The sequence below is a fragment of the Psychrobacillus sp. FSL K6-2836 genome (genome assembly GCF_038003085.1).
Lineage (GTDB): Bacteria > Bacillota > Bacilli > Bacillales_A > Planococcaceae > Psychrobacillus.
Window position 1 is genome coordinate 3,581,899 of the sequence record NZ_JBBOOM010000001.1, and the last position, 26,374, is coordinate 3,608,272.

24 protein-coding genes are annotated in these 26,374 nt (G+C 35.7%); 12 read left to right on the forward strand and 12 right to left on the reverse strand.

Annotated elements, in window-relative coordinates; genetic code table 11:
* The 4 genes from MKY37_RS17250 to MKY37_RS17265 are packed head-to-tail and all read right to left on the reverse strand — an operon-like array spanning position 1 to position 4,663.
* Positions 1 to 1,488, reverse strand: coding sequence for a Na+/H+ antiporter subunit D (locus MKY37_RS17250; RefSeq protein WP_340778928.1), 1,488 nt, complete (start codon positions 1,486 to 1,488; stop codon positions 1 to 3).
* Complete coding sequence (locus tag MKY37_RS17255) at positions 1,481 to 1,822, reverse strand: Na(+)/H(+) antiporter subunit C (RefSeq protein WP_340778930.1); 342 nt, start codon at positions 1,820 to 1,822, stop codon at positions 1,481 to 1,483. The genes MKY37_RS17250 and MKY37_RS17255 overlap by 8 nt, the downstream gene beginning before the upstream one ends.
* Positions 1,822 to 2,244, reverse strand: a complete 423-nt coding sequence (locus tag MKY37_RS17260; protein WP_340778932.1) for a Na(+)/H(+) antiporter subunit B — start codon at positions 2,242 to 2,244, stop codon at positions 1,822 to 1,824. Before MKY37_RS17260 ends, MKY37_RS17255 begins: the two co-directional genes overlap by 1 nt.
* Positions 2,231 to 4,663, reverse strand: a complete 2,433-nt coding sequence (locus tag MKY37_RS17265) for a Na+/H+ antiporter subunit A (protein ID WP_340778933.1) — start codon at positions 4,661 to 4,663, stop codon at positions 2,231 to 2,233. The genes MKY37_RS17260 and MKY37_RS17265 overlap by 14 nt, the downstream gene beginning before the upstream one ends.
* 245 nt (positions 4,664 to 4,908) lie before the next feature.
* Between MKY37_RS17265 and MKY37_RS17270 the strand changes: the two genes are divergently transcribed.
* The 3 genes from MKY37_RS17270 to MKY37_RS17280 all read left to right on the forward strand — a co-directional run bounded on the left by MKY37_RS17270 (position 4,909) and on the right by MKY37_RS17280 (position 7,451).
* Entirely contained in the window at positions 4,909 to 5,469 is a 561-nt protein-coding gene (locus MKY37_RS17270; protein WP_340778934.1) for a DUF5366 family protein, read from the forward strand.
* A gap of 494 nt (positions 5,470 to 5,963) precedes the next feature.
* Positions 5,964 to 6,848: a hypothetical protein gene (locus MKY37_RS17275; RefSeq protein WP_340778936.1), complete on the forward strand. Its 885-nt coding sequence runs from the start codon at positions 5,964 to 5,966 to the stop codon at positions 6,846 to 6,848.
* Positions 6,849 to 6,890: 42 nt separating this feature from the next.
* The gene (locus tag MKY37_RS17280; protein WP_340778938.1) at positions 6,891 to 7,451 is read left to right on the forward strand and encodes an AAA family ATPase; all 561 of its coding nucleotides are present in this window, start codon (positions 6,891 to 6,893) and stop codon (positions 7,449 to 7,451) included.
* A gap of 332 nt (positions 7,452 to 7,783) precedes the next feature.
* Here MKY37_RS17280 and MKY37_RS17285 read toward each other — a convergent pair whose 3' ends face one another.
* On the reverse strand, positions 7,784 to 8,023 hold the full coding sequence (locus tag MKY37_RS17285; RefSeq protein ID WP_340778940.1) for a hypothetical protein: 240 nt from the start codon (positions 8,021 to 8,023) through the stop codon (positions 7,784 to 7,786).
* 174 nt (positions 8,024 to 8,197) lie between these two features.
* Here MKY37_RS17285 and MKY37_RS17290 point away from each other — a divergent pair, with 174 nt between their 5' ends.
* Positions 8,198 to 8,896: a hypothetical protein gene (locus tag MKY37_RS17290; RefSeq protein ID WP_340778941.1), complete on the forward strand. Its 699-nt coding sequence runs from the start codon at positions 8,198 to 8,200 to the stop codon at positions 8,894 to 8,896.
* Here MKY37_RS17290 and MKY37_RS17295 read toward each other — a convergent pair.
* From MKY37_RS17295 to MKY37_RS17305, 3 genes are all read right to left on the reverse strand, one after another.
* Entirely contained in the window at positions 8,883 to 9,398 is a 516-nt protein-coding gene (locus tag MKY37_RS17295; RefSeq protein WP_340778942.1) for a DNA topology modulation protein, read from the reverse strand. The two genes, MKY37_RS17290 and MKY37_RS17295, sit on opposite strands and share 14 nt — an antisense overlap.
* A 206-nt stretch (positions 9,399 to 9,604) precedes the next feature.
* Positions 9,605 to 11,458: a transglycosylase domain-containing protein gene (locus MKY37_RS17300; RefSeq protein WP_340778943.1), complete on the reverse strand. Its 1,854-nt coding sequence runs from the start codon at positions 11,456 to 11,458 to the stop codon at positions 9,605 to 9,607.
* A 259-nt stretch (positions 11,459 to 11,717) separates the two neighbouring features.
* The gene (locus MKY37_RS17305) at positions 11,718 to 12,953 is read right to left on the reverse strand and encodes an MFS transporter (RefSeq protein ID WP_340778944.1); all 1,236 of its coding nucleotides are present in this window, start codon (positions 12,951 to 12,953) and stop codon (positions 11,718 to 11,720) included.
* A gap of 136 nt (positions 12,954 to 13,089) precedes the next feature.
* Here MKY37_RS17305 and MKY37_RS17310 point away from each other — a divergent pair, with 136 nt between their 5' ends.
* Both MKY37_RS17310 and MKY37_RS17315 read left to right on the forward strand, forming a co-directional pair.
* On the forward strand, positions 13,090 to 13,827 hold the full coding sequence (locus tag MKY37_RS17310) for a peptidylprolyl isomerase (protein WP_340778945.1): 738 nt from the start codon (positions 13,090 to 13,092) through the stop codon (positions 13,825 to 13,827).
* 16 nt (positions 13,828 to 13,843) lie between these two features.
* Positions 13,844 to 14,047: a hypothetical protein gene (locus tag MKY37_RS17315; RefSeq protein ID WP_340778946.1), complete on the forward strand. Its 204-nt coding sequence runs from the start codon at positions 13,844 to 13,846 to the stop codon at positions 14,045 to 14,047.
* A gap of 596 nt (positions 14,048 to 14,643) precedes the next feature.
* Here MKY37_RS17315 and MKY37_RS17320 read toward each other — a convergent pair.
* Complete coding sequence (locus MKY37_RS17320) at positions 14,644 to 15,810, reverse strand: MalY/PatB family protein (RefSeq protein WP_340778947.1); 1,167 nt, start codon at positions 15,808 to 15,810, stop codon at positions 14,644 to 14,646.
* A 76-nt stretch (positions 15,811 to 15,886) separates the two neighbouring features.
* Here MKY37_RS17320 and MKY37_RS17325 point away from each other — a divergent pair, with 76 nt between their 5' ends.
* Positions 15,887 to 16,147, forward strand: coding sequence for a DUF1871 family protein (locus MKY37_RS17325; protein ID WP_340778949.1), 261 nt, complete (start codon positions 15,887 to 15,889; stop codon positions 16,145 to 16,147).
* Positions 16,148 to 16,196: 49 nt separating this feature from the next.
* Here the strand turns inward: MKY37_RS17325 and MKY37_RS17330 are convergent, their stop codons facing one another.
* Positions 16,197 to 16,409, reverse strand: a complete 213-nt coding sequence (locus MKY37_RS17330; protein ID WP_340778951.1) for a helix-turn-helix domain-containing protein — start codon at positions 16,407 to 16,409, stop codon at positions 16,197 to 16,199.
* Positions 16,410 to 16,499: 90 nt separating this feature from the next.
* Positions 16,500 to 17,837 (reverse strand): sodium-dependent transporter, encoded by a 1,338-nt coding sequence (locus MKY37_RS17335; protein ID WP_340778952.1) that lies wholly within the window; start codon positions 17,835 to 17,837, stop codon positions 16,500 to 16,502.
* Between the two features lie 402 nt (positions 17,838 to 18,239).
* On the opposite strand from MKY37_RS17335, the gene MKY37_RS17340 reads away from it, so the two are divergent.
* From MKY37_RS17340 to yugI, 3 genes are all read left to right on the forward strand, one after another.
* Positions 18,240 to 18,794 (forward strand): RNA polymerase sigma factor, encoded by a 555-nt coding sequence (locus MKY37_RS17340; protein ID WP_340778954.1) that lies wholly within the window; start codon positions 18,240 to 18,242, stop codon positions 18,792 to 18,794.
* On the forward strand, positions 18,784 to 20,916 hold the full coding sequence (locus MKY37_RS17345) for a hypothetical protein (protein WP_340778955.1): 2,133 nt from the start codon (positions 18,784 to 18,786) through the stop codon (positions 20,914 to 20,916). The genes MKY37_RS17340 and MKY37_RS17345 overlap by 11 nt, the downstream gene beginning before the upstream one ends.
* Positions 20,917 to 20,990: 74 nt before the next feature.
* Entirely contained in the window at positions 20,991 to 21,365 is a 375-nt protein-coding gene (yugI, locus tag MKY37_RS17350; RefSeq protein ID WP_340778956.1) for a S1 domain-containing post-transcriptional regulator GSP13, read from the forward strand.
* A gap of 700 nt (positions 21,366 to 22,065) precedes the next feature.
* Here the strand turns inward: yugI and MKY37_RS17355 are convergent.
* Positions 22,066 to 23,373: a sigma 54-interacting transcriptional regulator gene (locus MKY37_RS17355; RefSeq protein ID WP_340778957.1), complete on the reverse strand. Its 1,308-nt coding sequence runs from the start codon at positions 23,371 to 23,373 to the stop codon at positions 22,066 to 22,068.
* Positions 23,374 to 23,510: 137 nt separating this feature from the next.
* On the opposite strand from MKY37_RS17355, the gene pruA reads away from it, so the two are divergent.
* On the forward strand, positions 23,511 to 25,055 hold the full coding sequence (gene pruA / locus MKY37_RS17360) for an L-glutamate gamma-semialdehyde dehydrogenase (protein ID WP_340778958.1): 1,545 nt from the start codon (positions 23,511 to 23,513) through the stop codon (positions 25,053 to 25,055).
* 63 nt (positions 25,056 to 25,118) lie between these two features.
* Positions 25,119 to 26,312, forward strand: coding sequence for an ornithine--oxo-acid transaminase (locus MKY37_RS17365; RefSeq protein ID WP_340778959.1), 1,194 nt, complete (start codon positions 25,119 to 25,121; stop codon positions 26,310 to 26,312).
* Positions 26,313 to 26,374 lie beyond the last annotated feature (62 nt).

Below are 26,374 nucleotides of genomic sequence, written 5' to 3' on the forward strand. Positions count from 1 at the left end.
TTATTTCACCCCTTCGAATACAGCATCAACATAAATAGAAGGATCGAGGAGCACATTTGTTGCATCAGCCATAAATGGTACCAAGTATTCTGCACCAACACCATATAGGACAGTAATACCAGCTAATGTGATGGCTGGAGCCAATAAATGACGGTATTTTTTCTTACTAATAAGATGATCTCCTTTTTCCTCGCCCCAGAATGCGTAGATGAAAATACGAATTGCTGAAAGAAGAACTAGAAGACTTGACGCTAGGATGAAGATACTTTGCCATAAAAGCTCACCTTCAAATCCACCTTGTACGATTAAAAGCTTCCCAATAAAACCACTTAGAGGAGGAATACCAGCTAGTCCAAATGCAACGATTAAGTAACACCATGCTAGCAAGGGATAGCGCTTCATAAGACCGCCCATTTTACGTAAATCTGAAGTTCCTGTTATCTTAATAATAATTCCTATCAATAGGAACAGTGCACCTTTAATGAGAATATCATGGATCAAATAAAATACAGACCCCATCATTCCGCTTTCATTCATCACAGATGCCCCAAACAATATAACACCCACTGCTATGACGATATTGTAAATAATAATTTGTTTCACATCAAAATACGCTAGAGCTCCAATACAGCCTACTACAATAGTAAGAATGGACAGTATCATTAATAAGTTATGCGTATACCCAATATCTGCTGTGAAAAATAAGGTATACGTTCGCATGATTGCATATACTCCAACTTTTGTTAGCAGTGCTCCAAATAACGCAAGGACTGGAACAGGTGGGGCTGCATACGATCCTGGTAACCAGAAGAATAAAGGGAATATACCGCCCTTAATTCCAAATACGATAAGGAATAGTACAGCTATAACTGTGACAATTCCGGAAGGTCCTACTTCTGCTAGCTTTACAGAAATATCCGCCATATTCAGCGTACCAACTACCGAATATAAATAACCTACTGTAATAACAAACAATGAGGAAGATACAACATTAACAATTATGTATTTGATCGATTCTTTCAGCTGAACCTTTTCTCCTCCTAAAACAATCAAAACATAAGACGACATTAATAATACTTCAAAGAATACAAACATATTGAAAATATCACCGGTAGTAAATGCACCATTTACACCAGTAAGCATGAATAGTATCGCTGGGTAATAAAATGCTTTTTCTCGTTCCTCTCCTATAGAAGTGAAGCTATACCACACTACAAATAATGCGATGATTAGAGAAGAAGTAACCAATAATGCAGAAAGCATATCAGAAACCATTGTAATTCCAAATGGAGGTGCCCAGCTACCTAATGTGAGCGCTTGTACACCATCTACTTTTACTTTGTAAAGCAAGACAAAGGATGAAGCTAAAGCAAATAGCAAACCTATCATCGTTACAATTCGCTGAGCTTTCACTTTCTTAGGGAAAAGTAATAGAACAGCAGCAAACAGAAAAGGAATTAGGACAGGGAATAATAATAAGTTAATCATTGTCTTCATTTCCTTTCATTAAATCCATATTATCGGTACCAACAACTTTATAAGTACGGTAAGCTAAAACGAGCGAAAACGCAGTTACACCAAAGCTAATTACAATCGCAGTTAAAATTAGCGCTTGTGGTAATGGATCTGCATAATCAGTAATTCCGTCTGCTAAAACTGGAGCAGATTCTCCACCTAAACCACCCATCGTCAGTAGTAATAGATGTGTTCCATGACTAAGTAAACCAGTGCCAATTATTATACGTATTAAACTTCTAGAGAGTATTAAATAGACGGCAGCCATAAATAGAAAGCCGATTAAAATGGACATCAGGATCTCCATTATTCATCTCCTCCTATCATTTGGATAATGGTCATCGTAACTCCAACAACTACTAAGTAAACACCCGTGTCGAAAAACATAGCGGTATGAATAGAAGTTTCTCCAAGCAGTGGTAAGTTAAAGTAATCGTATACATGGGTGAAGAATGGGACATCAAAGAAAATAGAACCTGCTGCAGTTAATATTGAAATCAACAGACCAATAGCAGTAACTACTGTGTAATTGAAAGGTAACATTTCCTGTACAGTTTTTAAATCGAAAGCTAACATAAGCAAAACTATAGCGCTAGACATGACTAATCCGCCTACAAACCCTCCACCAGGAGTATAATGACCTGCAAAAAAGATATGAATGGAGAATAGAAAGATGATGAAAAACACTACCTTTGTGGCCGTTTGAATAATTAAATCATTTGTTTTCAACTTTTCTATCTCCTTTCTTTTTTGCTAGGCGAACTGTGATCATTCCTATAATTCCAAGTGATGCAATAGTAAGTACACTAATTTCAAATAATGTATCGAAGCCACGATAATCGACTAAAATTACATTTACAATATTTCCTCCACCGGCCTCTGAATAGACGGTTTCCTTGTAATATTCAGAGATGGATGAGACTAGCTTTTGGGAATGAGAGGCAATAGCTATTAACGTAACCATGATACCCACACCTAAAGCAATGAGGAAGTTATTCAAGCGGAAACGACGATCTTCTTTCCCTTTTTCATACTTGTCCATCTTAGGAAGGTGATAGAAAGCACCTAAAAATAGAGCTACCGATACAGTTTCTATAACTAACTGAGTTAACGCTAAATCTGGCGCCTTAAAAATGATATAAAATAACGCCACTGTATAACCAACTGCTCCAAGAGCAATAATTGCTGTTAATCGAGATTTAGTTACCAAAATAGTAATAGTACTGATTATCAGCACAATGGAAATTAATACCTCAAAAAATTGAATTGGTGCTAAATTTGTAAGATCCATAATAAATGCATCTTTTATCCACATTGTAAGTGCTAATAGAATAATTAGCGCCGCAAACATATACATTAAATAAGAACGAATTGATCCAGTCATATAAGAAGAAGATAATCGATTTGCACCTTTGTCTGATAGGTTCATCAGTCCATCATAAAAACTGTTGAGTGATATTTTAGAAGGCATCCTGTCGTAAACAGGTGACCATTTATTAATCGTTTTGTATAAGATGAAACCTATTAAAAAGACGCCTAATGTCATGTACAATGCTACAGAGCCAAAGCCATGCCATGCTTTTATCTTAAATCCAATATCTGCTGGTACTTGATAAGCTATTGGCTGAATGGCAGCTACAGCCGGTTTTATGAAAGTGTTCCCAAAAAAGTTTGGAACAAAGAAAATAACTATGACAAGTATTGCTAATATTCCTGGAGACACGAGCATACCAAACGGGGCTTCATGTGCTTTTTTAGGTAATAGCTCTGGTTTGTATTTTCCACGAAATGTATGCAATACGAAGTACAGGCTATACACAAACGTGAAAACACTAGCGATCCATGCAACTAGTGGGAACAAAATCCACCATGATTCCAAAGCATGTACATTGAAATGCTGTAAGGAAAGGGTAGCATCTAAAAACATTTCCTTGCTTAAGAATCCATTAAATAGCGGAATACCAGCCATTGAGAAGCTACCGATCATAGCGATAGTAAAGCTAATAGGCATCAGGCTCATTAATCCGCCCAGCTTACGAATATCTCGAGTTCCTGTTTCATGATCAATAATACCTGCTATCATAAACAAGCTGCCTTTAAACGTAGCATGATTCATTAAGTGGAATATTGCTGCAAAAGAAGCGAATGTAAAGGTAGCCACTAAATCTCCAGTAACATGATAAGAGATAGAACCTATACCAAGCAAGGACATGATCAACCCAAGCTGGCTTACTGTAGAGAAAGCTAGTATTGCCTTTAAATCTGTTTGCTTCACTGCAAAGACAGAGCCCCAGAACAATGTCAGTAATCCTACTCCTGTTACGAGCCAAACCCAAACTTCAGATAAAGCGAATATGGGTGTGAATCTTGCAACTAAGTATAAGCCTGCTTTAACCATAGTTGCTGAATGCAGGTAAGCACTGACCGGAGTCGGAGCTTCCATTGCATCTGGTAACCATATGTAAAATGGAAACTGAGCGGATTTCGTAAATGCCCCGATTAGTACGAGCACTAGTGCCCAGATAAATAACTCATGGTTAACAAGTGTTGGAGCCTGATCGATTAATTCACGAATAGAGAACGTTTCTCCCATAATACCTAATAATAGGAATCCTCCTAGCATCATCAGCCCGCCGAATACAGTAATCAGCATCGATTTTAAAGCACCAAATCGAGAACGGTCCTTTGTATACCAATATCCGATTAGTAGAAAGGAAGAAATGGAGGTTAATTCCCAAAAGAAATATAAACTTATGAGATGGTCCGATTGGACAACTCCAAGCATTGCACTCATAAATAGTAATAAGTAAACGTAGAAGTTACCTAATTTCTCTTTCGCTTTATCTAGATAAAAGATAGAGTAGAGAATTACTAATGCTCCAATTCCGGTTATAAGTAGTGAAAAAAGTAAACTTAGCCCGTCTATGTATGAAACTAATGAAATATCCAATGATGGAATCCATTCAAATTTATCTAAATATGTGGAGCCATCCATTATGGCGGATATATATGTTGCATAAAACCCAACTAAAACAACGGGTACAATTAACACAAACCATCCTGTATGGATACTTGAAATCTTTTTGAATAAAAATGGAATAACTAGAGCCGCTAAGATGGGCAAGAAAATTGCAAAAATTAGGGACAAGTGAATCCTCCTCTCAAGTATATGTATTCTAATGTATCCCTAAAATTATAACGCAAATAAGTATTAATTGCATGGGAAAGTAATGGTTACTATTGCATATAGGTTCTTTCTTTCGATATGATATTTAGGAATAGTTAAATAAGTAGAACTAGGTTATTTTACAGTGTCACAAAAAATTCACTTGCTCCAACAACAGTCGTAGCAAAAAGGAAAAATAACAGTAACAGTCTATTAAAGGAGTACATATGAAAAACCCCTATGTGTTTGGCTTTTTACCACTAATTACAATAGTATTATTCAGTTTCTCATTTGCTATATTTACAATGAATGAAGTTATAGAGCTTTTTAAGGTAATTGGTGTGTACAGTGGAATGAGAGAATTTCTTTCGGATTTAGAACTAAAACTGTTTTTATTGATTTTACTGGCATTAATCTATTTTATGATTTTCTCTGCATTAAAACTAATTGCAGAAACAATTCATGAAATAGGAATGTTATTTTTCTCAAAGGACTTTGAAGGAAAAACTATGGCACAGGCACGTGGAGGCTTTGTAATATTTTTTATAGGAGCAGTAATTTCTCTAGTAGGATTTCAATCGATTCAAATATTGCTAATTATCTTTATGTTGACTAGTTTTATATATTTTGTTTATGTCGTATATAAATTGAGCAACTCGATGAGTCTTGTCGGTACACTAGGATTAGTCATGTTTGAAATCATTGTCTGGAGTCTTTTCATCGCACTCGTTATATATATAATTATCAAATTATACAATGGTATAGTCGCAAGTCTTCCATTACTTTAAGATATTTTTAAAGTAATACTGTTGATTTTCGTAACAACGCCCTACTATGTTTCGAAGCTAGCGAAGCGATGCAGAAACAGTAGGATGCTTTCCGTTGGCGAAGCCGAGCCTCCTCGGGCTCATAATATGCTATTCACGATTGCTGACACACAATCTAGGTGTCTAGCCTTCGTACATAGAAATACTCCTGTGGGGGGCTCAACTTTCTCGCTTCCCTCACTGGAGTCGCCGACTATAACGAAAATCAAAAATGGGTAGTACTTAGCCAATATTTAGTATGAGGTTTCAATTAAACACGAACACATTACATCCATATGTAACAATTCGATAACCCGCAAATCGGACGACACTTAGTCGTTCGAGATTAACCCATAGAAGTAAAGATGTATAATCTATTAAGAATAGGCAAATCATAGACTTATAGATTCTAGATTGTAGATAAGAATACAAAGTTAATTGTTTGAAAATTATGTAATTAATAGTGAGGTATAGATATGGAAGCAATAGATAAAATCATAAACACGCTTAAGTACAAGGACATTATTAAAGAAGAGAGTATAGATTATAAAGAAATAAAAAGTGGTACTACAAATGGAATTATATATAGTCTATTGAGTGAGGAGAAGCCATTATATGTATTGAAAAAAGATCAACCTGAAATTATTACTACAACTAAGGATTTCCTTATTACTTATAGAAACGTAAAGTTGCTGCCAAATGTACTTTACACAGACGAAAACAATGAATTTATCGTGTACTCATATATTTTAGGAGATACTCATGTCAATCGAGGATCTAAATTAGAATGGATGACCATTATAGTTGAAGAACTATTTAATAAATATAAAAAAGCAGATGAGAACGTAAGTCGTGGTAGGGTTACTGGGATTAATAGAAACTTATGGGCAGACTTTAATCTTGAAAGCTTGGAATATGCTAAAGCTAATATTGGGGATTTATTTTCGATTGAGGAACATAGGCGTGTAGAAGTTTTAGTAAATAAACTAAATACTTATGAATATCAGGAAGAGAAGTATTATTTGCACGGAGATGCTGGAGTTCATAATTTCGTATTTAATGACAATAAACTAAATGGAATTATTGACCCTTCACCACTAGTAGGTCCCAGGATTTATGATTTTACATACGCATTTTGCTCTTCTCCAGACGATTTAGACTTAGGGACATTATTTACTTCGTTTTCGTTATTGAACCTGGATAACTCAATCGATAATTCAATGCTTTTGGAAGAGGTTCTTTTTCAATTGTATACCCGTATTGGGATTTGTAAAAAAGTCCATCCACAGGACTTAGATGCTTACCTTGAAGCGTGGAAGGAATGGCGAGAGTATCTGCCTTCTTTAAAGTACTACGAATAATAGAGAAGATTTAACTTGAAATTTTAAGAATGGAGTTTTCTAATGAAAAGATTAGCCATTATAACTGTAGGAAAAACGCATAGTGGCAAAACGACATTTGCCAAAGCTTTAGAAAAAGAACTTGCAAACTCAGTTGTGGTTGACCAAGATAATCATGCTGAGTTCCTTCATACGTATTACCAATCTCTATTGCCCAAGCAGGGGAGTAACACGATAAAATATGCCATTACACAAACGATTGTAAATCATGCAGTTCATGAGACCAATTGTCATATTATTCTTTGCAATTCAAATCGTAATCGCAGAGGCCGATTGAGACTAATCGAATATTATCAAAACCAAGGTTTTCATTGTGTCCTCGTAAATTTTGAACTTCCAGATCATATTCTGAAAGTAAGAATTGCTGAAAGTAGGCGAAGTACAAAGATATTAAGAGTCGCTTCCACTTTTGATGAAGTATTCTCTAGGCAGCAGTCAGAGACCAATAAAGGCGATATAATAGAACCGACTGAAGAGGAAGCAGATCACTTATTTATTATTAAAAATTCGGATGGCATACCGTCTATTATTAGAGAAATCGTAGATCTGGCTGTAAACTTTTAAATAGATCATTTAAAATTGGCTACAATACTCAATTTCTAGGGAAAAACAAACCTCTTATTTTGAACAAATCTTGATCAAAATAAGAGGTTTCACATTGTTATTCATTCTTATAAAAAGAAATTGATTATTTCGGAGGGCGAATATTAAACTAACCCTAATAAGAAATTTTAATTATCTTCCCACCAAGTGAAGAGCTACACTGTCATCAACTGAATAACCCTCTTTTATTTTTTTTCTAATATTAATTGGTTAATAGAGGGCTTTCTCTCTTTATCAATTCCACTTCAATAACCTGCGTCTCAACAGTTCCCTTTGAAAAAATCGTTTCCGGTTTACCCTTTAATTGACCTCATTTTTTTCTTACCTATGAACCAAATTAGTATCGTCAGAACAAGTAGTATGAGTGGTGTCAAACCAACATATTTCCAAGCATTATTTGCTCCTGAAAAATAATATGATATTGGTATAAATGTAATTGTACTAATTAATAAGAATACCCAAGACTTTTTAATAATACCTACCATTAAAGCTAAAATTGAAATAAATAATGAAAGTTGCCATAATAATAACATTTTTCTACCTCCATTTAACTTATTCATTCATAAACTACCAGTTTGTAATTGAAGCTACCTCCAGCTTTTCCCCATTTCAAATACAGAATTCGCATTGAGGTAAATTTATTAAAAAAGAAAATAGCAGTAAAATTATCTTTCTTTGGGGAATTATAAATGAAAGGAGTGAAAACAATGAAGAGATTTTTTGTTTGTTTATTAATAATGATTTTAGTATGTCAAACAGGAAAAGTATATGCGTTTCAAAGAATTGTAACGTCACATATTATATCTAATGTGTGGTATGAAAATATTTTTTTAATTGCTGATAAGGTGGATAGTATGGCTACGAAAAACTTTACGGTTCAAGTTGGTGAGTTGTTATACAACTTTCCAAATTGGTATAATTCAAAGTTTGCTCCTAAATTATTTTATGAGGATATTAATGGCGATGAACTAAAAGATGTTATTGTCGCATTGATTTCTGGTGCAGGCTCTGGAATTTCTACAAAGGAAATACATGTGTTAAATCATGTAAATGACCCATATACAAGATACGAAGAGGTGCCAGTTGAGTCCATAAATGACGCACTCAAAAGACTTGTAAAAATGGAACGAAAAGGCGATGAGATTACTGTTTTAATTGGTAACAAGAAATACGTAGTGGACTATTTAAAATTTGGTTATCAATATTCTGATGACCCTCCTGGAGTAGGTTCGAGGGAGGATTATAAACCTAAAAATGGCGTTCTTTATGGCTATACAACTGTGTTTGTATCTATTCCTGAGGCTGGCATAGGTAGTCTAAAAGTTAAATATGGTTGGGATGGAAAAATGTATAAAGCTGAATCTGTTACATTTAAGAAAGAACCATTTAAGATTACAACTCATTAGATACTTTATCTAAAAAAAGTTGTACTTCTCTTGGAGATTTTAAAATAATGACTTTCTTATCATTGGGTAATTTTTCAAGTTTCTCTAAAACAACAGGTTTCTTTGTTTTCGGGTAATCCCATACCCATTTCAGAAAGTCAAAATCAAATCTCTCATTGACGCCCTCAGCCATATCTGGTCTCGATTTTCCACGATATTGGATCATCCGCTTGAAAACTCTATAGATGCATATTACCCTATTGATATCAACAAAGATAATGGTGTCTACTGCATTCAGTCTTATATCCATTGTACCGTTATAATTCCCATCAATAATCCATTCTTCTTGTTTGACTAATTCATTTTGAACCTTTCTTTGTTCCTCTTTTGCCGTTGGAGTCCAATTTAGCTTCCAGAACAATGCATCTAAATGATACACTTCTATGTTCAACTTTTCCCCTAATCTTCGGGCCAGAGTAGACTTCCCTGACCCTCCGGAACCAATCAATGCAATCTTTTTCATAGTGGCCCACCTTTTTGTATACTTAAAAAAACTAAATAGCTAGTTTAGTGATCATACTTTAATTCTTTATTTTTCATGTCATTGTAAAGATAAATTAATGCCAAAATTGCGTCTATCGAAATAAACATCCAAAAATCGATTTCTATTATGTGTATAGTTAAGCTAGCCTGCGCCGTTGTTAGATGCAGAAATTCATGAAATCTTTCTCAATTCATTATTTGATTAAATATTTTATGGTGAATCTTTTTAGATTCTATTTGTTTCATATTTTGCGGCATATCATAGCCAATCCATACAGCTGTTGTATAAGTATCTGTAAGTCCAGTAACCCAGTAATCAAAATAATCGTTAGTCGTACCTGTTTTTGCCCCAACATAGGAGGAGTTAACAGTTATTCCTTTTCCCGTCCCATTCACTACAACATCTGCTAGCAAATCTCTCATTATATTTACCGTTTTAGAAGACCATACTTCCACTTTTTCTTCTTTCCACTCATACAGAATGTCCCCATTCTTGTTTGTTACTTTGCGAATAGCGTGAGCGGGTTTATACATTCCATCAATAAAACCAGAGTAAGCATCTGCCATTTCGAGTACTGTTACTCCATTTGTCAAACCGCCTAGAGCTGCAGAGTAGGTATGATCCTCTTCTAATAAATGATTAAACTGGAACTGCTCTAATTTCCCAAACGCCTCTTCCATTCCCACAGTTTGTAGTAGACGAACAGCAGGAGTGTTATGACTAAAACGAAACGCCTGTTTTAGAGAAACGTTTCCGTATACGGCTCCTCCATAATTTTGAGGACAATAATTCGCAATACATAACTTACCCCCGCTAATCTCGTTATTAGGAGTTAATGAAGTCATTTCAAAAACTGGACCGTATACAAGTAGGGGTTTGAAAGCAGAACCAGGTTGTCGCACTGCTTGATTTGCACGATTAAAATCAAACTTTCGATAATCCTTTCCACCGAATATGCTAATAATTTCTCTTGTCTCATTATTAATAACGACAGAAGCAGCTTGTAAATCTTTTGTTTTGTCTAGGAGATTATCAATATATGCTACGTCTTCTTTTTGTTTAAGAGGGTCTAAAGCTGTATGTACAATTAGCCCTTGAGAAATTACTTCATTCACACGAGTTTGTAACTCATTTTTGAAAAATATTGCTTGCTGCTCGTTGGAGGCGGATTCAATTTTTTCTTGAAATCCCTCGTTAGAACTGATCAAAGACTTTAATTCGTCTAAAACATAAGTACTATAAACTGGATATAATTGCTTTTTTGATTTTGTTTGAAGAACGATAGTCTCTTCTTTTAACCTATTTCCATGCTCTTCAGAAATTTTTTCGTTTTTCACTAAAATATCTATCAACAATTCTTGCCGCTTTTTAGTAGCTTCAAAGTTTTTCAATGGATTATATACAGACGGGTTATTTGGAATAGCACTAATAAATACTTGTTGCGCTTCAGTTAATTCGCTTAAAGGTTTTCCAAAATAATAGGTTGCGGCTGCGCCTATTCCATATACTTGGTTGCTAAAATATATTTCATTTAAATAATTTTCTAATATTTCTTCTTTGTTCGATTGTTTTTCCATCTCGTACGCATAGACAAGTTCTATCACTTTGCGTTCATATGTTTTTTCTGTAGATAAGTAACGTAGCCTTACTAATTGCTGTGTGATTGTACTTGCGCCTTGGTCGCTTGAATTGGCTGCCGCATTTGCAAAAACGGCACGGAAAATTGCACTGAAATCAAAGCCAATATGATTATAAAACTCTACATCCTCGCTTTGTATAAGCACTTCTTGTATGAAGAGTGGAATAGATTCTAATGGCAGGGGATCTCGCCATTCGACATAATCCTCCGAGAAAACTTCCTTATCTTTATCTAACAGAACAATAGGCGAAGTAATTGCTGGTGTATGAAGCGGAATAGCTTCTTTTAAATCCTCTCTGAATTCAGAGGCTGTTAACATCTCAGTATGGATAAACGAATATAGAATCCAAATGAGCGGGAAGCATAGTAGAACGATAATATATCCAATTGCCTGACGCATGATTTGCACTCCAATTCCAATAATCTAATAAGAAAAGCGCAAGCGCCTAAGTCAAAGAAAGCAGTCAAAGTTCGCGTTCATCGTGTCGCAATGACTGCATGACCCACATCGTGCGGGCCAAGAATTGCAACAAAGACGTTTTTGGCCTTTATTTGCAACTCTATGGGCTAGGGGCTCGAGCTGGACAGATAATAAGTAAAAAGCATATATTTTCTAATAAAAAGAATAGCACACTTTCGGCATTGAAAGTGTGCTATCTTCACGATAACTTTGCGTGCATTTCTTCTTCTATTAATACATCCTCAAAATCTATTCGAGGTTTCTTTCTAGCGAAGTATATGATGGTAAATGCGATTAGGAATAATGCGCCGGTTACAAAAAAGACGGATGAAATACCTATGTAACCACTAATAAATCCACCAAACATTGGTCCAATAATATTACCTAAAAAGCGGAAACTTGTATTATAGCCCATTAGTTCACCTTGAACCTCAATCGGAGCTTCTCTACGTATTAAAGCAGTAGTGATTGGTATTAGGCCACCGGAGGCTATACCAAATAAGAAACGTAGTATTACTAATTGCCATAGCTCTGAGACGAATGCCTGGGGAATGATAAACACGAAGGCAAGAATCAGAAGAAAGGATAGTATTTTTTCATATCCAATCGAATCACCTAGTTTACCCCATGTTCTAGCAAATAATAGACTTCCGACTCCGGTTGCACTAAACGTAATTCCCGCGAGAAGCGCAACTTCTTTAGAGTTTGTTAAATGAGAAACATATAAAGATAAAAGGGGTTGAATACTAAACAGTCCAATTTGTATCAACGAGGTAATCATAAGAACATTTAAGATGAGACGATGATGAAATATACTTGAAATAACTGTCTTTCTAGAATATTCATGATCACCAGCTTTTTTCTCTTTGCGAATTTCATGTATACCAAAGAGTACAATCAACGCAGCAATAGAAACAGCTGAAGCTGTAATAATGAATGTGTACTGGAAACCGAATGTATCTGCTAAAAAACCACCAATAATAGGTCCGAATAGTGTACCAGAAACACTTCCCATCTGTAATGTCCCCATCGTTTTTCCGGCAATATTTTTTGGAGTTTGAGAGCTTATGAAGGCTAAAGAGGTAGGGATAAATCCAGTAACAATCCCCATAAATAAACGAAGGACAAAGAAGGCTTCAACTGAATTGACAAACCCCATTAGCAAAACACTAAATGCGATTCCAAATCCATTAATGATTAAGATTGGCTTATATCCGTATTTATCAGCTATTCTTCCCCAAATAGGTGACATTAAAAATGCAGACACAAATGTAGCGCCGAACACGAGTCCAGACCACTTTTGTACATAGCTTTCAGAGAAATCACCCATCGTATTTATATATAATGATAAGAATGGCATGATCATTGTCATAGTGGCCGAAACTAGAAAGTTAGAAAACCACATGATCGTAAAATTTCGTTTTTGTACGCTCATTGTAATCCCTTCTTTCTATGGAAGCGTAACTGTTCTACTTCTAGTATAGAACATTTAGTGTGTCGAAGAAAGTTAGATACTTTGTCACTGAATTTTGATGTATTGTTATGGTAAACTAATTTGGGGTGAATAATTCATGAAAAAAATATTATTACTTATAGGAATAGCAACAACTATTTTCTTTTTAAGTGCTTGTGGATCAGATGATTCTAGTGCACCGAAGGAAGAGGTAGAAAAAGAAGATACTAATGTAAATACTGATACTGGGCAAGAAGGAGAGTCAATAATGTATCCACAACTTTCTAAAGAAGTAGCTGCAAATGAAGCGTTAGTTACAATGAATACGTCAATGGGACCTATTAAGATTAAACTATTCCCTGATTTAGCGCCAAAAACAGTGGAGAATTTCTTAACACATGCAGAAAATGGTTATTATGATGGGATTATATTCCACCGAATTATTCAAGACTTCATGATTCAAGGCGGAGATCCAACTGGTACTGGTATGGGTGGAGAAAGTATTTACGGAGCAGACTTTGAGGATGAATTTTCGATGAATCTCTTTAATATAAGAGGGGCTCTTTCAATGGCAAATGCAGGAGCAAATACAAATGGTAGTCAGTTTTTCATCGTTCAAGCACCTAATGCTCAAGCAACAGCGAAGCAACTAATTGATGGTGGATGGCCAAAGGAAATTGCTGAGGCTTATGGGGAAATGGGTGGTACGCCGACCCTTGATCAAAAACATACGGTATTTGGACAAGTGATTGAAGGATTAGACATAGTGGACAAAATGGCTGCAGTAGAAACAGATGCTAATGATAAGCCAGTAGAAGATATTACTATAGATTCGATTGAAATTGTTCAGAAATAATTAGAGGAGTGTATATATGTTTTCGTTTTTACACCTAGCTTTTTTGTATTTTCCAGAAGATAAATCGGAATATATACCTGTTGTAATCGAATTAGTTGTTTTAATGGCTATTTGCGTATTCGTTTTTAGATGGCTAATAAAAAAATCTAAAAAAGATGCAGAAAAAGCAAAAGTTTTAGAAGAAAAAATAATGCAAGCAAAACAAGATGAACTTAAATAACAGTCTCTGTAATTGGGCTCAGTATAAATGAAAACATAAAAGACCTTCCTTGATGGGAGGTCTTTTAGTGTTTTACTATCAATTAGTATGCAGTACTCCACTATAAGATTTAGCATAGCTTATAGCTAAGATGATAAGATTGCTCAAATTTTAGAGATTAATAAAATTATTTGTAATGCTATTACCAATAATAGATTAAGAAAGCAGGTTTTCTTTACTAGTGTAAATAAAGAGAAGTAGTAAGTGTTTGACTCATAAAGAAGCGAATAGCTCACGAAATTGCATCTTCGTGAGCTTGTCTTATCAATAGGGAAGTATTTATATCTAGTTACCCAAAAACGTACCTAACCTGTTTCTAAGAGTTGTAGGAGGGCGACGGATAGGCTACGCTATGCCATAAGATTACCGAAAAATAGATACTGGTTGGATATGACGGAGGTCACAACCAACCAGTATCTTTAAAAACTCACACAGTAATAATATTGCGACAAATCTGCAAAAGAACTCCGGAAACGCTAGAAACAGGTTTTGACCTAAAAGGACCAATCGTGTTTGCCCGGTTTTTCTTAAAGCAGATATATGCTTTCAAAACATATCTATTGAAGTGATTTTACGAAGCGTGCTACTCCATCTTCAACAGTAGAGAGTGGACAAGCCACATTCATCCGTAAAAATCCATCTCCAGCTTTTCCGTACTTAGTGCCAGGCTCTAGAGCAAGCTTTCCAACTTTTAATAGGCGATCCATCATTTCTTTTTCAGAAAGACCCGTCCCACGGTAATCTATCCAAAGTAAGTATGTACCCTCTGGTTTGGAAACTTTTATACCATCTAATTTCGAAAGATGCTCCACCACGTAATCCATATTTACTGTCAATACCTCTAACAGCTCCTCTAACCAAGGTGCTCCTTGTTCGTATGCTGTTTGGAGTGCTGTAAGTGAAAATATATTTAATCCCATATATCCACGGTTCATCTCAAGATTTTCTAGTACCTTCCGTTTTTTCTCATCGGGAACAACCATAGTAGCAGCTTGAATCCCTGCTAAATTAAATGTTTTTGTTGGTGCTAAAAAAGTTATGATGTTATTTGGATCTTCCGCCACTTTAAGCATTGGTATATGCTTATTTGGTTCGAAAATGAGATCCGAGTGAATTTCATCTGACAAGATTAAAACATTATATTGTTGACAAAGTTTAGCTATCTTCGTTAAGTCTTTTTCGCTCCATACCTTTCCACCAGGATTATGTGGATTACATAAGATAAAAGCTTTCACATCATTTTTTAAACAGTCCTCAAATGATTCCCAGTCCATCTCGTAGGAATTATTCTTTTCTAATAACTGACTAGTGACTACTTTTCTACCTAAATTTGTAGGTACACTCATAAATGGAGGATATACCGGTGTATGGATAAGAACTTTATCCCCAACTTCAGTGAATGCTTCAATAGCTTCTGCTATTCCAGGAATGACCCCATGGAGAAACAGAATCCATTCATTTTTTATAGTAAGTTGATGCTTTTCAGCTACCCAATTAGTAAGGGATGATTTTGTTTCTTCAGGCGCCATGGAATAACCAAACACTGGATGTTCCATTCGTTTATGTAATGCCTCAATAATTGTGGAAGGAATAGCAAAATCCATATCCGCTACCCACATAGGGAGTACTTCAGAAGCATCGTTGATAGAATATACTTGCTCTAACATATCCCATTTTGCAGAATATGTATTTCGTCGATTAAAAACAGTAGAAAAAATAGACAAGGTAATTTCCCCTTTCAATTTGTATTTATTATGTTATTATAACCCTATCTAATAAAACTAGTAAGGTGAAATTAAAATGGACACAATTGAAATGAATAGAAGAGCAGTATGGACATTACAACAATGGGATCCTTTCCACCTTGGAGAACATGCCTATGAAACAGAAACGGCAGATGTAGTCGCATATTTGCAAGACATTGATCACCCATCTGAATTGGCAAAGCGAATTCAGGAAATTTATGAACATTCTTTTGAAGAATGGATTCCATTAGAAAAATGCGTGGATATATCTTACAAGTTGATCGCATTAAAGTATGAAATGAAATGTATTATATAAAATGAAAAAGCTTTCGGTTTTAATACCGAAAGCTTTTTTTATATAATGATTAAACTTCTTGTAGACCGTCTAATAAGTTTGAAGCTGGAACTTCGAGTGCATTGGACAATTTCAATATTGTTTGTACTGATGGCTTTTCTACGCCTGATTCATATGCTTCTAGCTTCCCAGTACCAATTCTTGTTTTCAACGCAAGAGTTTCTAGCGTAATATTACGCTCTTCTCTTAATTGACGTAATTGCTCATGTAAATCTTTCTTCATGATTTCATCAACCCCTGTCTTAATTATTTTATTATTATAACACAATTTTTCTTTGATTTTTTGATATAAATGTCAGAAAAAGTACAATTATTACATTAACAATTTCATAGCACCTTGGATAAAAACGATTAGTATTGCGATCGGAGCTGCAAAGCGGACGATAATATACCAAGAATTCAAAAGAATATCATTCAGTCTAAGCTCATGGATTAGCGAGGGCTTAGAAAAATGGAAACCAGCAAATAATGAAATAAATAATGCACCTAGCGGTAGTCCGATACTACTTGTTAGGAAGTCGGCAAAGTCAAAGATCGACATACCTAGGACGTCAACGTCTGATAGTACACCAAAAGATAAGGCACTTGGAATTCCAAATAAGAAGATAAGGAATCCGAAAAACCATGCAGCACGTTTCCTTCTATCATATTTTGATTTAATCCCAATTGATACAATTATTTCTAACATACTGATGGAAGAAGTAAGCGTTGCAAACAGTAGCAGAATAAAAAATAAAATTAAGAAAAATTGACCGAAAATAATTTGTTCAAATACAGCTGGGATAATGATAAATGCTAAACCAGGTCCAGCATCTGGCGAGAAGCCTAATGCAAAGACTGCTGGGAAAATAACAAGTCCTGCCATTATGGATATTCCTATGTTCAGGACAGACACACTCAGTGCGGACGTACTTAAATTTGTCTCCTTCGGTAAATAGGACGCATAAGTAACCATTCCAGAAACACCAACACTTAAAGAGAAGAAAGCCTGTCCTAAGGCAAGTAAAGCTGTTTCCCATGTGAAATAAGACCAGTCTGGTACAAATAAAAACTTTATCCCTTCAATAGCACCGTCTAATGTAAGGGACCGAATTGCTAATACTACAAAGAAAATAAGAAGGATTGGCATCATCCACTTACTCGCCTTCTCGATTCCTCCTTTAATCCCACCAGCTACAATCCAAATAGTTAGAAGGATGAAAGTTGCCTGAGCGACTACTACCTCCCATGGATTTGAAATAACTGTATTAAACAAGTCATTAAAGAATGTTTTGCTACTACCGTTTAAACTAAACGTAATTGCGCGGAACAAATAAGATAAAATCCAGCCACCAACAACGCTATAGAATGATAATATGATAAACGAAAAGGCAAAACCTGCCCAACCAATTAAAAACCATGGTTTTCCGGGAGCCAACTTTTTAAAACTTGTAACAGCATCTGCTTGACCTTTTTTTCCTATAACAAATTCAGCAAGTAAAATAGGGAGACCGATAAGAAAAGTACATAGAATAAACAAAATTACAAATACACTACCTCCATTTGTACCTGCCATATATGGAAACTTCCAAATAGCACCTAACCCGATTGCGCTTCCGGCTGCCGCTAATATAAATCCGATTTTAGATCCAAAATGATCTCGGTTTGTCACGATAATTCCTCCTTTACCCCGCAATAACGGGCAATAGAACTCCGACCTCAAGAATTGGACCAAGTAACAGAGCGTAAGTAGGAAATCAACTGCCCGTAAATGCCCGTCGTAGAACATAGACGAAAAGCGCCACGTCGTGTGGCATCGTCTATGTGACTCGCATCCTGCGAGCCGCGGGTCAACAGGATGTTGATCACTCAGGCATTGCCGCACGACGTGGCGTTATTTGCCTAAGTTCCGATTTCAATTAGTAGGGGAGAAGATCCTCACTAATTGAAGTTTTTCTTTTATAGGACTGTCTTATTGTACTCCAGGATTTATAGAAGATGTAAACTGATTTTTGAAACAATCTAGAACAATCTTTCGTGTCACCAATAGAACAACAGAGAGAGAGGGAGGACTATGTTAGAGCTTGAGTTAATAGAACGAGCACAACAGGGGGACAAAGCAGCATATACAGAACTCATACATATACATCACAGGACCGTTGAAAAGTTTGCATTTCAGTGTGGTGTTCGAGTCCATGACATTCCAGATGTAACTCAAGAAGTTTTTGTGAAGCTATATCGATTTCTACATCAATTTCAGCGTGACAGGTTTACAACGTGGTTATACAAAATCACATTAAATACTGCAAGGGATTATTACAGAAAGGAAACGAAAGAAAAAGAGAAAGAACAGAAACTACATGAAGATGGATTAAATTATACGTCGAAATCCGCAGAAGACCGAGTTTTAGTATTTGAAGAAGACCGGGAACTCCATAATGCCATTCAATCATTGGACGAAAAATATCGACATCCTATCATAATGTTTTACTTTCATGATTTATCATATGAGCAAATTGCAGAAATATTAAATGTTCCTTTATCAACGATAAAGATACGTTTAATGAGAGCAAAGGCATTATTAAAATCGGCATTACAGATGAGTGGAGGAGTAAAGCATGGACGATAAACAATTAGAAGAACGCCTAAACCTTTTAAAATCATCTTATGATCGATTGCCCTCATTCGCGGATACTGATGAAATTCTTAAAAAAATAGAAAATGAAAATAATGTTGCTCCAATAGTAAAGAAAAATAAAGGAACCAAACGGCAGCGAATCACAGTGTGGGCAGTGAGTTTAGCAAGTGTATTTATCATTGGGATTCTGGGAACAACTTTTCTAAATGATTCTAATGATGTTATAACAAGTGATCAAGAAAATAGCGGAGATGATATTAAAAATTTGGAAAAACAATATAAAGAAGAACGCTTAAAACGTCAGCAAATGCTTCAAATGGATGAAGTTGACTTTGCTAACATCGAATTTGTTCAATATGCAGACAATATTTTCACTGCACAAATAAGTCCAGGTACATTGGAGGGTAAAAATGATGACGTGTCTATAAAAGACGGATATGAAAGGGCCATTGATGGGTTAATGCTTCCATCCGAAATGGTAGAGGAATTTAAAACTAAAGGGAAATTAGATGCAATACAAAGTATTAGTTTTATAAATGATTTTGTTGCGAAATCTGAACATCTCATTAATATCTATGAACTAATACTTCGGGACAATGAACAATCTCTAAATATTGCAAAACACGATGGTAGACTAAGCGAGCATGTTCTAATTGCGAATCGATATAATATGCCTGAGGAAATACAAAATATGATTGAGGTATTACCTAAACAGGGACTAAAATTGGTAGTTAATGCAGATGGAACAGAATTTCGAATTGAAACTGATTGGGCCTTATTTACAAGAGATCTATTCACGGTTCTAGACGAAAATGAGTCGCGCTATTTATCATTATATAATTCAATTCCGGGTATTTATGGCATAGCTTATTTACTAGAGGAGCAGGAATTATCTCTCCTTGGATACTATTTAGCAGAAATAGAATTTATTCTATTAAATTCCACAGAAGATACAGTTATGCATTCTCGATTCGAAAATTATTACTTTGATCTGGCTGAGGCAATTCTTTTTCCATCAGAAACAAGCGAAATGTTTAATGAAAAAAATGAAGTTAATATGGACACACGAATGGCTTGGGAATCGTTAGTTAATATTCCGGGTGTGTCTCCAATAGCCACCTTAATGAAGCCAGTTGTTTCATCTATGAATGCAAGTGATTGGAAATACAACGAAACCTATAAAAGATTAGACATAGAGCAGCTGAGAGATTATTACTATATGGCTTTAGATGATGAGCTTGATATAACCAAATTAGATTGGTTTTCTATACTACCGGATGGAGCAGAGGTAAGCCTAGAAACTCCATATGCTCTATATGGTGTACATGAGTTATATAAAAAATTCAACGAAAATTTTGATTCATTAGTATTACATGGATTTAGCCCCATAGATATTACCCTTTTATATCATTATGCTGATAGTGAAAATAACTATGAAGTAATGTGGGAATTAATGAGTAGTGAGTTTAAAAATGAGAATGATAAAGAGGAATTTTTAAAAAATCCAACTCTAAGGAATATTATTGGAGAAAGTGCCGAAAACTTATACTTCAATAAAGACTATCTAATCCAAGACTTTCAATACTTAAAGACCTATTTAGGGCAGGAAAAAAATAGTCAAGTTAGCTATGATTTACTTCTCTATCTAGAAAGTGATGACATTTGGAGAATTCATGGGGTAGAGGATTATTTTGTAACTAAAGCAACTATAGTGGATGACGAATTTGTCCAACGGGTGCATACTTTATATAAATCATTTTCTGGAACATACGATCAAACAGTGTTAAAAGAGGCTAGCCCTGAGGAAATTGTTGGTTTATATTATTACTCAGCTAGTCTAGAGGACTATGAAACACAGTATGAATTGTATATTAAAGACAATAGAAGACTGCAGATACCCAAAGATGAATATATAAACGGTGAGCATCAGAATATAGTAGATATTAGGCTTGAAATTAAAGAGATGAAGTTTAAGGATTATTCGAAAGGTGATGGAGTAGTCACGATAACGAAAAATACTAAAGCACATAAGTTTGCAGAGGATTCAGTTCTTGGCTTTCAACTTATCCAAACCGAAAATGGATGGAGACCACCGTTTATGCCAACTCAGTGATTTTTGCCGTCATACTTCCTACTATGTTATAATTTAACATGACTATAACGTATATAAGAAAGTAGGAACGGATTATGACTCAAAATTATAAGGTAGGAGATGTTGTCACAGGTAAAGTTACAGGGATTCAGCCATATGGAGCTTTCGTAAGCCTAGATGAGCAAACACAAGGACTTGTGCATATTTCAGAAATAACATACGGGTTTGTAAAAGAAGTGGAAGAATTTTTAACTGTAGGGCAAGAGGTAGAGGTGAAAATTCTGGAGATCGACGACGAGGCCGGTAAAATTAGTTTATCGATGCGAGAACTTCAAGAAAAACCAGCACTACCAAAACGTGACGATAGACCTCGGAAATCACTTCAAGATCGAGTAGATGAGCATGATGAGGAAGGATTTAATACATTGAAAGAAAAGTTAGCCGACTGGATTAAACAATCGGCACTTTAAAAGGAATTCTACAGTGAAAAAATCACTGTAGAATTTTTTTTGAAATGTAAGAAATTATATAAAAATGTCCTGTGAATAGCGGGTTCTCGACACATTCAAGAGAGAGTGATACCGCTGATTTTCGTTTGAGGCAAAGGAACAAAGGCTAAGAGCGCCACCTCGTGTGGCAACGCCTTCGTGACCAACATCCTGTTGGCCACCGCGGGGGAGCAATGAACCATCACCGCCCCTTCGGGTACGTTGTGATATTTCATTTGTCTCCCACATCCCGCCGGAGTCGCCACCTTTCACTTCAATCAATGTAATGATTATTACTCCATTAGGTGATCGGGCAAAACATATCACGTAGATGATAAGATTTTCCTTATTACTAGCTTTAATATTCTTGACGTTTTATCCTATAATCCTCGTTTATTTAGCTGATCCTGATTCCAATTATCTGTTTTTGTAAAGGGAATATGGTTGATTGGAGCACAGGGCGTGGACTCCAGTGGGAACAGGACGAGCTGAAGTCGTGTCCACGGAAAGCGTCCGCTCAGAGCGGAAATATGATTACCGAAAAAAGTGACATTGGTTGTGACGGATGTCACAACCAATGTCACTAAAAATTCAATCGGTAATTATATACCAAAACGTCTGTCCTATGCCCTTCGAAAACAATAGAAACAGGTTTTGAAAATATAGGACTGGGCATTTTTTCTTACTTCTTCATCTTCCTAATTCGATACTGTAAATTTTGCCGGCTCATTCCTAGTGCTTCAGCCGCTTTTGTAATATTACCATCGAATTTATCTAAAGCTTTTTGTAGGTAGTACATTTCTGCAGAACGTAAATACTCATCAAGTGGCACTAATTCCTTATCAGATGTAATAACAAAATCCTCGGCTTTCCCTAAGGTTTCATTAAAATCCTGAACCTTCAGTTTGAAGTGGAGAGGCAGCATATCAAACTTCAATACTTGCTCGGTAGTAACCATTGAGCTAATCTCATCCAGGAGTAATTCCAATTCCTTTAGATTGCCTGGCCATTCATACATTAAAAAAGCTTGAACAACATCCTCATCAATTTCATTAATCGTGGAGCCATAGCGATTCAAATATCGATTAAAGTAATCATACATAAAAGGTAGAATATCCTCAGTGCGTTTGCGTAAAGGTGGAATACTTATTGATATTTTGGCGAAATAATAATATAACTCCTTATTTAACTTGTTAGAAGCTATAAGATCTACTGGATCCTCGCCGATGCTTGCAATATATAAATTTTGTCGTCCTTCATTTGAAGAAAGAATTTGCAATAGTTCATTTTGTAATTCGAGGGATAATAAATCAATTCTTTCACAAAATATTGTACAGTTCGAGATATCTGCTAGTTCTTTTTGAAATTTATTTATTAATAAACTATCTGAGCTATGGCAAAAGAGAGAGATGAACTGTATATTTACAGGTGAAAGTTGATTGTGAATACCTTCGGCTATTAACTCCTTGCCGGTACCAGCTTCTCCAACTAAGAGGACAGGCATTCGTACATGTGCAGCCTTAATCGAACGTTCTAATACTTCCTGCATATCTGTCGAAACGGCTGTAATGCTAGAAAGGGTGATTGCTTCATTGTAACGCTTTAAAGGCTGATAAATTAGTCTTTCTAAAGCTGTTATATCGCGAGAGAATTCAACTGCCCCAATAAGTTTTTTATCTTGCCATACAGGGTATGTATCGTTAATAGTAGTTATTTCTTGTCCATTACGATTCCAGTATGTCTGTTTTGCACGTAAAACTGGTTCTCCATTATTTAAAACTTTTAGTAATGTACTTTCTTGTTGTTCAAATTGAAATAGTTCAAAGATGGATCGGTCGACAATATCTGTTAAATTTAAACCTTCAATTTCTTTCATTTTTTCGTTGTAAATAATTGTTTTGCCAGATAGGTTAACGGCGTGAATGCCTACTGCTACATGCTCGGTAGCAAATTTATAAAACGGTAGAAAATCTTTTATTTGTTCGTCCAAATGGCTCACCTCAAAAAAATATTTCACATTTTAGAATTTTTTACTTGAAAAACGCAACAATCTTTTGCATTATTATATATGTAAACTAAAAGAAACTGCAAATTTTTTTTGCACCCAATTCAAAGGAGGATATACATTTGATACCTTACAAACATGAAGCGTTCACAGATTTTTCGAAAGAAGAAAATAAAAAAGCAATTCAAGAAGGCTACAAAGTAGTTGATGCATACCTAGGAAATGATTTTCCGTTAATCGTTGGTGGGGAACGTATTACTACAGAAGCTAAAATAAAGTCTTATAATCCAGCAAAAAAAGAAGAACTAGTTGGTGCTGTTTCAAAAGCAACAAAAGAAATTGCTTCTAAAGCTATGGATATTGCAGATGAAACATTCAAAACTTGGAAAAAAGTAAAGCCTGAAATTCGTGCAGACGTTCTTTTCAAAGCAGCAGCAATCATTCGTCGTCGTAAATTCGAATTCACTGCTCTATTATCAAGAGAAGCAGGAAAAACATGGGTTGAGGCCGATGTAGAAGTTGCAGAAGGAATCGACTTCTTAGAATACTATGGTCGAGAAATGCTACGTATAAAAAATGGTGCGCCAGTTGAAAGTCGCCCAGGTGAATATAACCAATATAATTATATTCCACTAGGTGTTGCTGTTGTTATTTCACCTTGGAACTTCCCGTTTGCAATTATGGCAGGTACTACTGTTGCTGCAATGGTAGCTGGTAACACTGTACTATTAAAACCAGCTTCTACAACACCAGTAGTTTCTTATAAATTTGTAGAAGTATTAGAAGAAGCAGGGATGCTTCCAGGAGTAGTAAACTTCATACCAGGTTCTGGTGCTGAGATTGGTGACTTCATGGTAGAACACCCACGTACGCGTCTAATCAGCTTCACTGGTTCTCGTGATGTTGGTCTAGGAATCGTAGAGAAATCCTCTAAATTAGCTCCAGGGCAAATTTGGATTAAACGTTCAATCCTTGAAATGGGTGGTAAAGATACAATCGTTGTTGATAAAGAAGCTGATTTAGAATTAGCGGCTCAATCTATCGTTAAATCTGCATTTGGTTTCAGTGGACAAAAATGTTCTGCATGTTCACGTGCAGTAATCGTAGAAGACGTATATGACACAGTATTAAACCGTGTAGAAGAATTAACGAACGCTTTAACAGTTGGAATTCCTGATAACGACGAGCATTTCGTTGGTCCAGTTATCGATGGTGCATCATTCAAAAAAATTATGAGCTATATCGAGATTGGTAAAGAAGAAGGCCGTCTGGTTACTGGTGGTACTGGTGATGATTCTAAAGGATTCTTCATCCAACCAACTGTAATTGCTGACCTATCTCCAACTGCTCGTATTATGCAAGAAGAAATCTTTGGTCCAGTTGTTGGTATTACTAAAGCAAAAGATTTTGATGAAGCGTTAGATATTGCTAACAATACTGAATATGGTTTGACAGGTGCTGTTATTACTAACAATCGTCTAAACCAAGAAAAAGCACGTGAAGAGTTCCACGTTGGTAACTTATACTTCAACCGTGGATGTACTGGTGCAATTGTTGGATACCAACCATTCGGTGGATTCAATATGTCTGGAACAGATTCAAAAGCTGGTGGACCAGATTACGTCCAACTTCACATGCAAGCAAAAACAACTTCTGAAATGCTTTAAGATTTTTGAGGCAGACTTGGATAAAAGTCTGCCTTTATTTTAAATAAAAGGGGTAATGAGTGAATGACAATTTCATCACAAGTGATTGAGCAAACGAACAAATTTGGTGCAAACAACTATAACCCACTTCCAATCGTAGTATCTGAAGCTGAAGGAGTTTGGGTAAAAGATCCTGAAGGTAACAAATACATGGATATGCTGTCGGCTTATTCTGCAGTAAACCAAGGGCATCGCCATCCGAAAATTATTCAAGCATTAAAAGACCAAGCTGATCGTGTAACTTTAACTTCTCGTGCCTTCCATAATGACCAATTAGGTCCTTGGTATGAAAAAGTTAGTGAGTTAACAGGAAAAGAAATGGTATTACCAATGAATACTGGTGCTGAAGCTGTTGAAACTGCATTTAAAGCAGCTCGCAGATGGGCTTATGATGTTAAAGGGGTAGAAGCAGATCAAGCAGAAGTAATTGCTTGTAATGGAAACTTCCACGGTCGTACTATGGGAGCAGTTTCACTTTCATCTGATCCTGAATACAAACGTGGATTCGGACCATTGCTTCCTGGTATTAAACTTATTCCATATGGTGATTTAGAAGCGTTGAAAGCTGCAATTACACCTAATACCGCTGCATTTTTAATAGAACCAATTCAAGGAGAAGCAGGAATTATTATTCCTCCAGCTGGTTTCATGAAAGCAGCTCTTGAATTATGTCGTGAAAATAATGTGTTATTTATCGCTGATGAAATCCAAGCTGGTTTATGCCGTACTGGTAAAATGTTCGCATGTGAATGGGAAGAAGTAGACCCAGACATGTACATTCTAGGAAAAGCATTAGGTGGAGGAGTATTCCCAATCTCATGTATCGTTGCAAATAAAGATATTCTAAGTGTATTTAACCCAGGTTCTCATGGTTCTACATTTGGTGGTAACCCAATGGCATGTGCGGTTTCTTTAGCTGCATTAGACGTTTTAGTGGATGAAAAATTAGCTGATCGCTCTCTAGAATTGGGTAATTATTTCATGGATGCACTAAAAGAAATTAAACATCCTTCTATTAAAGACGTTCGTGGTCGTGGATTATTTATAGGAATGGAATTAACAGAAGAAGCACGTCCATTCTGTGAAGAGTTAAAAGAACTAGGATTATTATGTAAAGAAACGCATGATACGGTAATTCGTTTTGCTCCACCTCTAATCATTTCAAAAGAAGAGTTAGATTGGGCTATCGAAAAAATTCAAAAAGTATTCAATAAATAATAATTCTTAGAGAAATATCAACAATTCTATGTTACAATGGTTGCGAAGAAATAATAATAAAT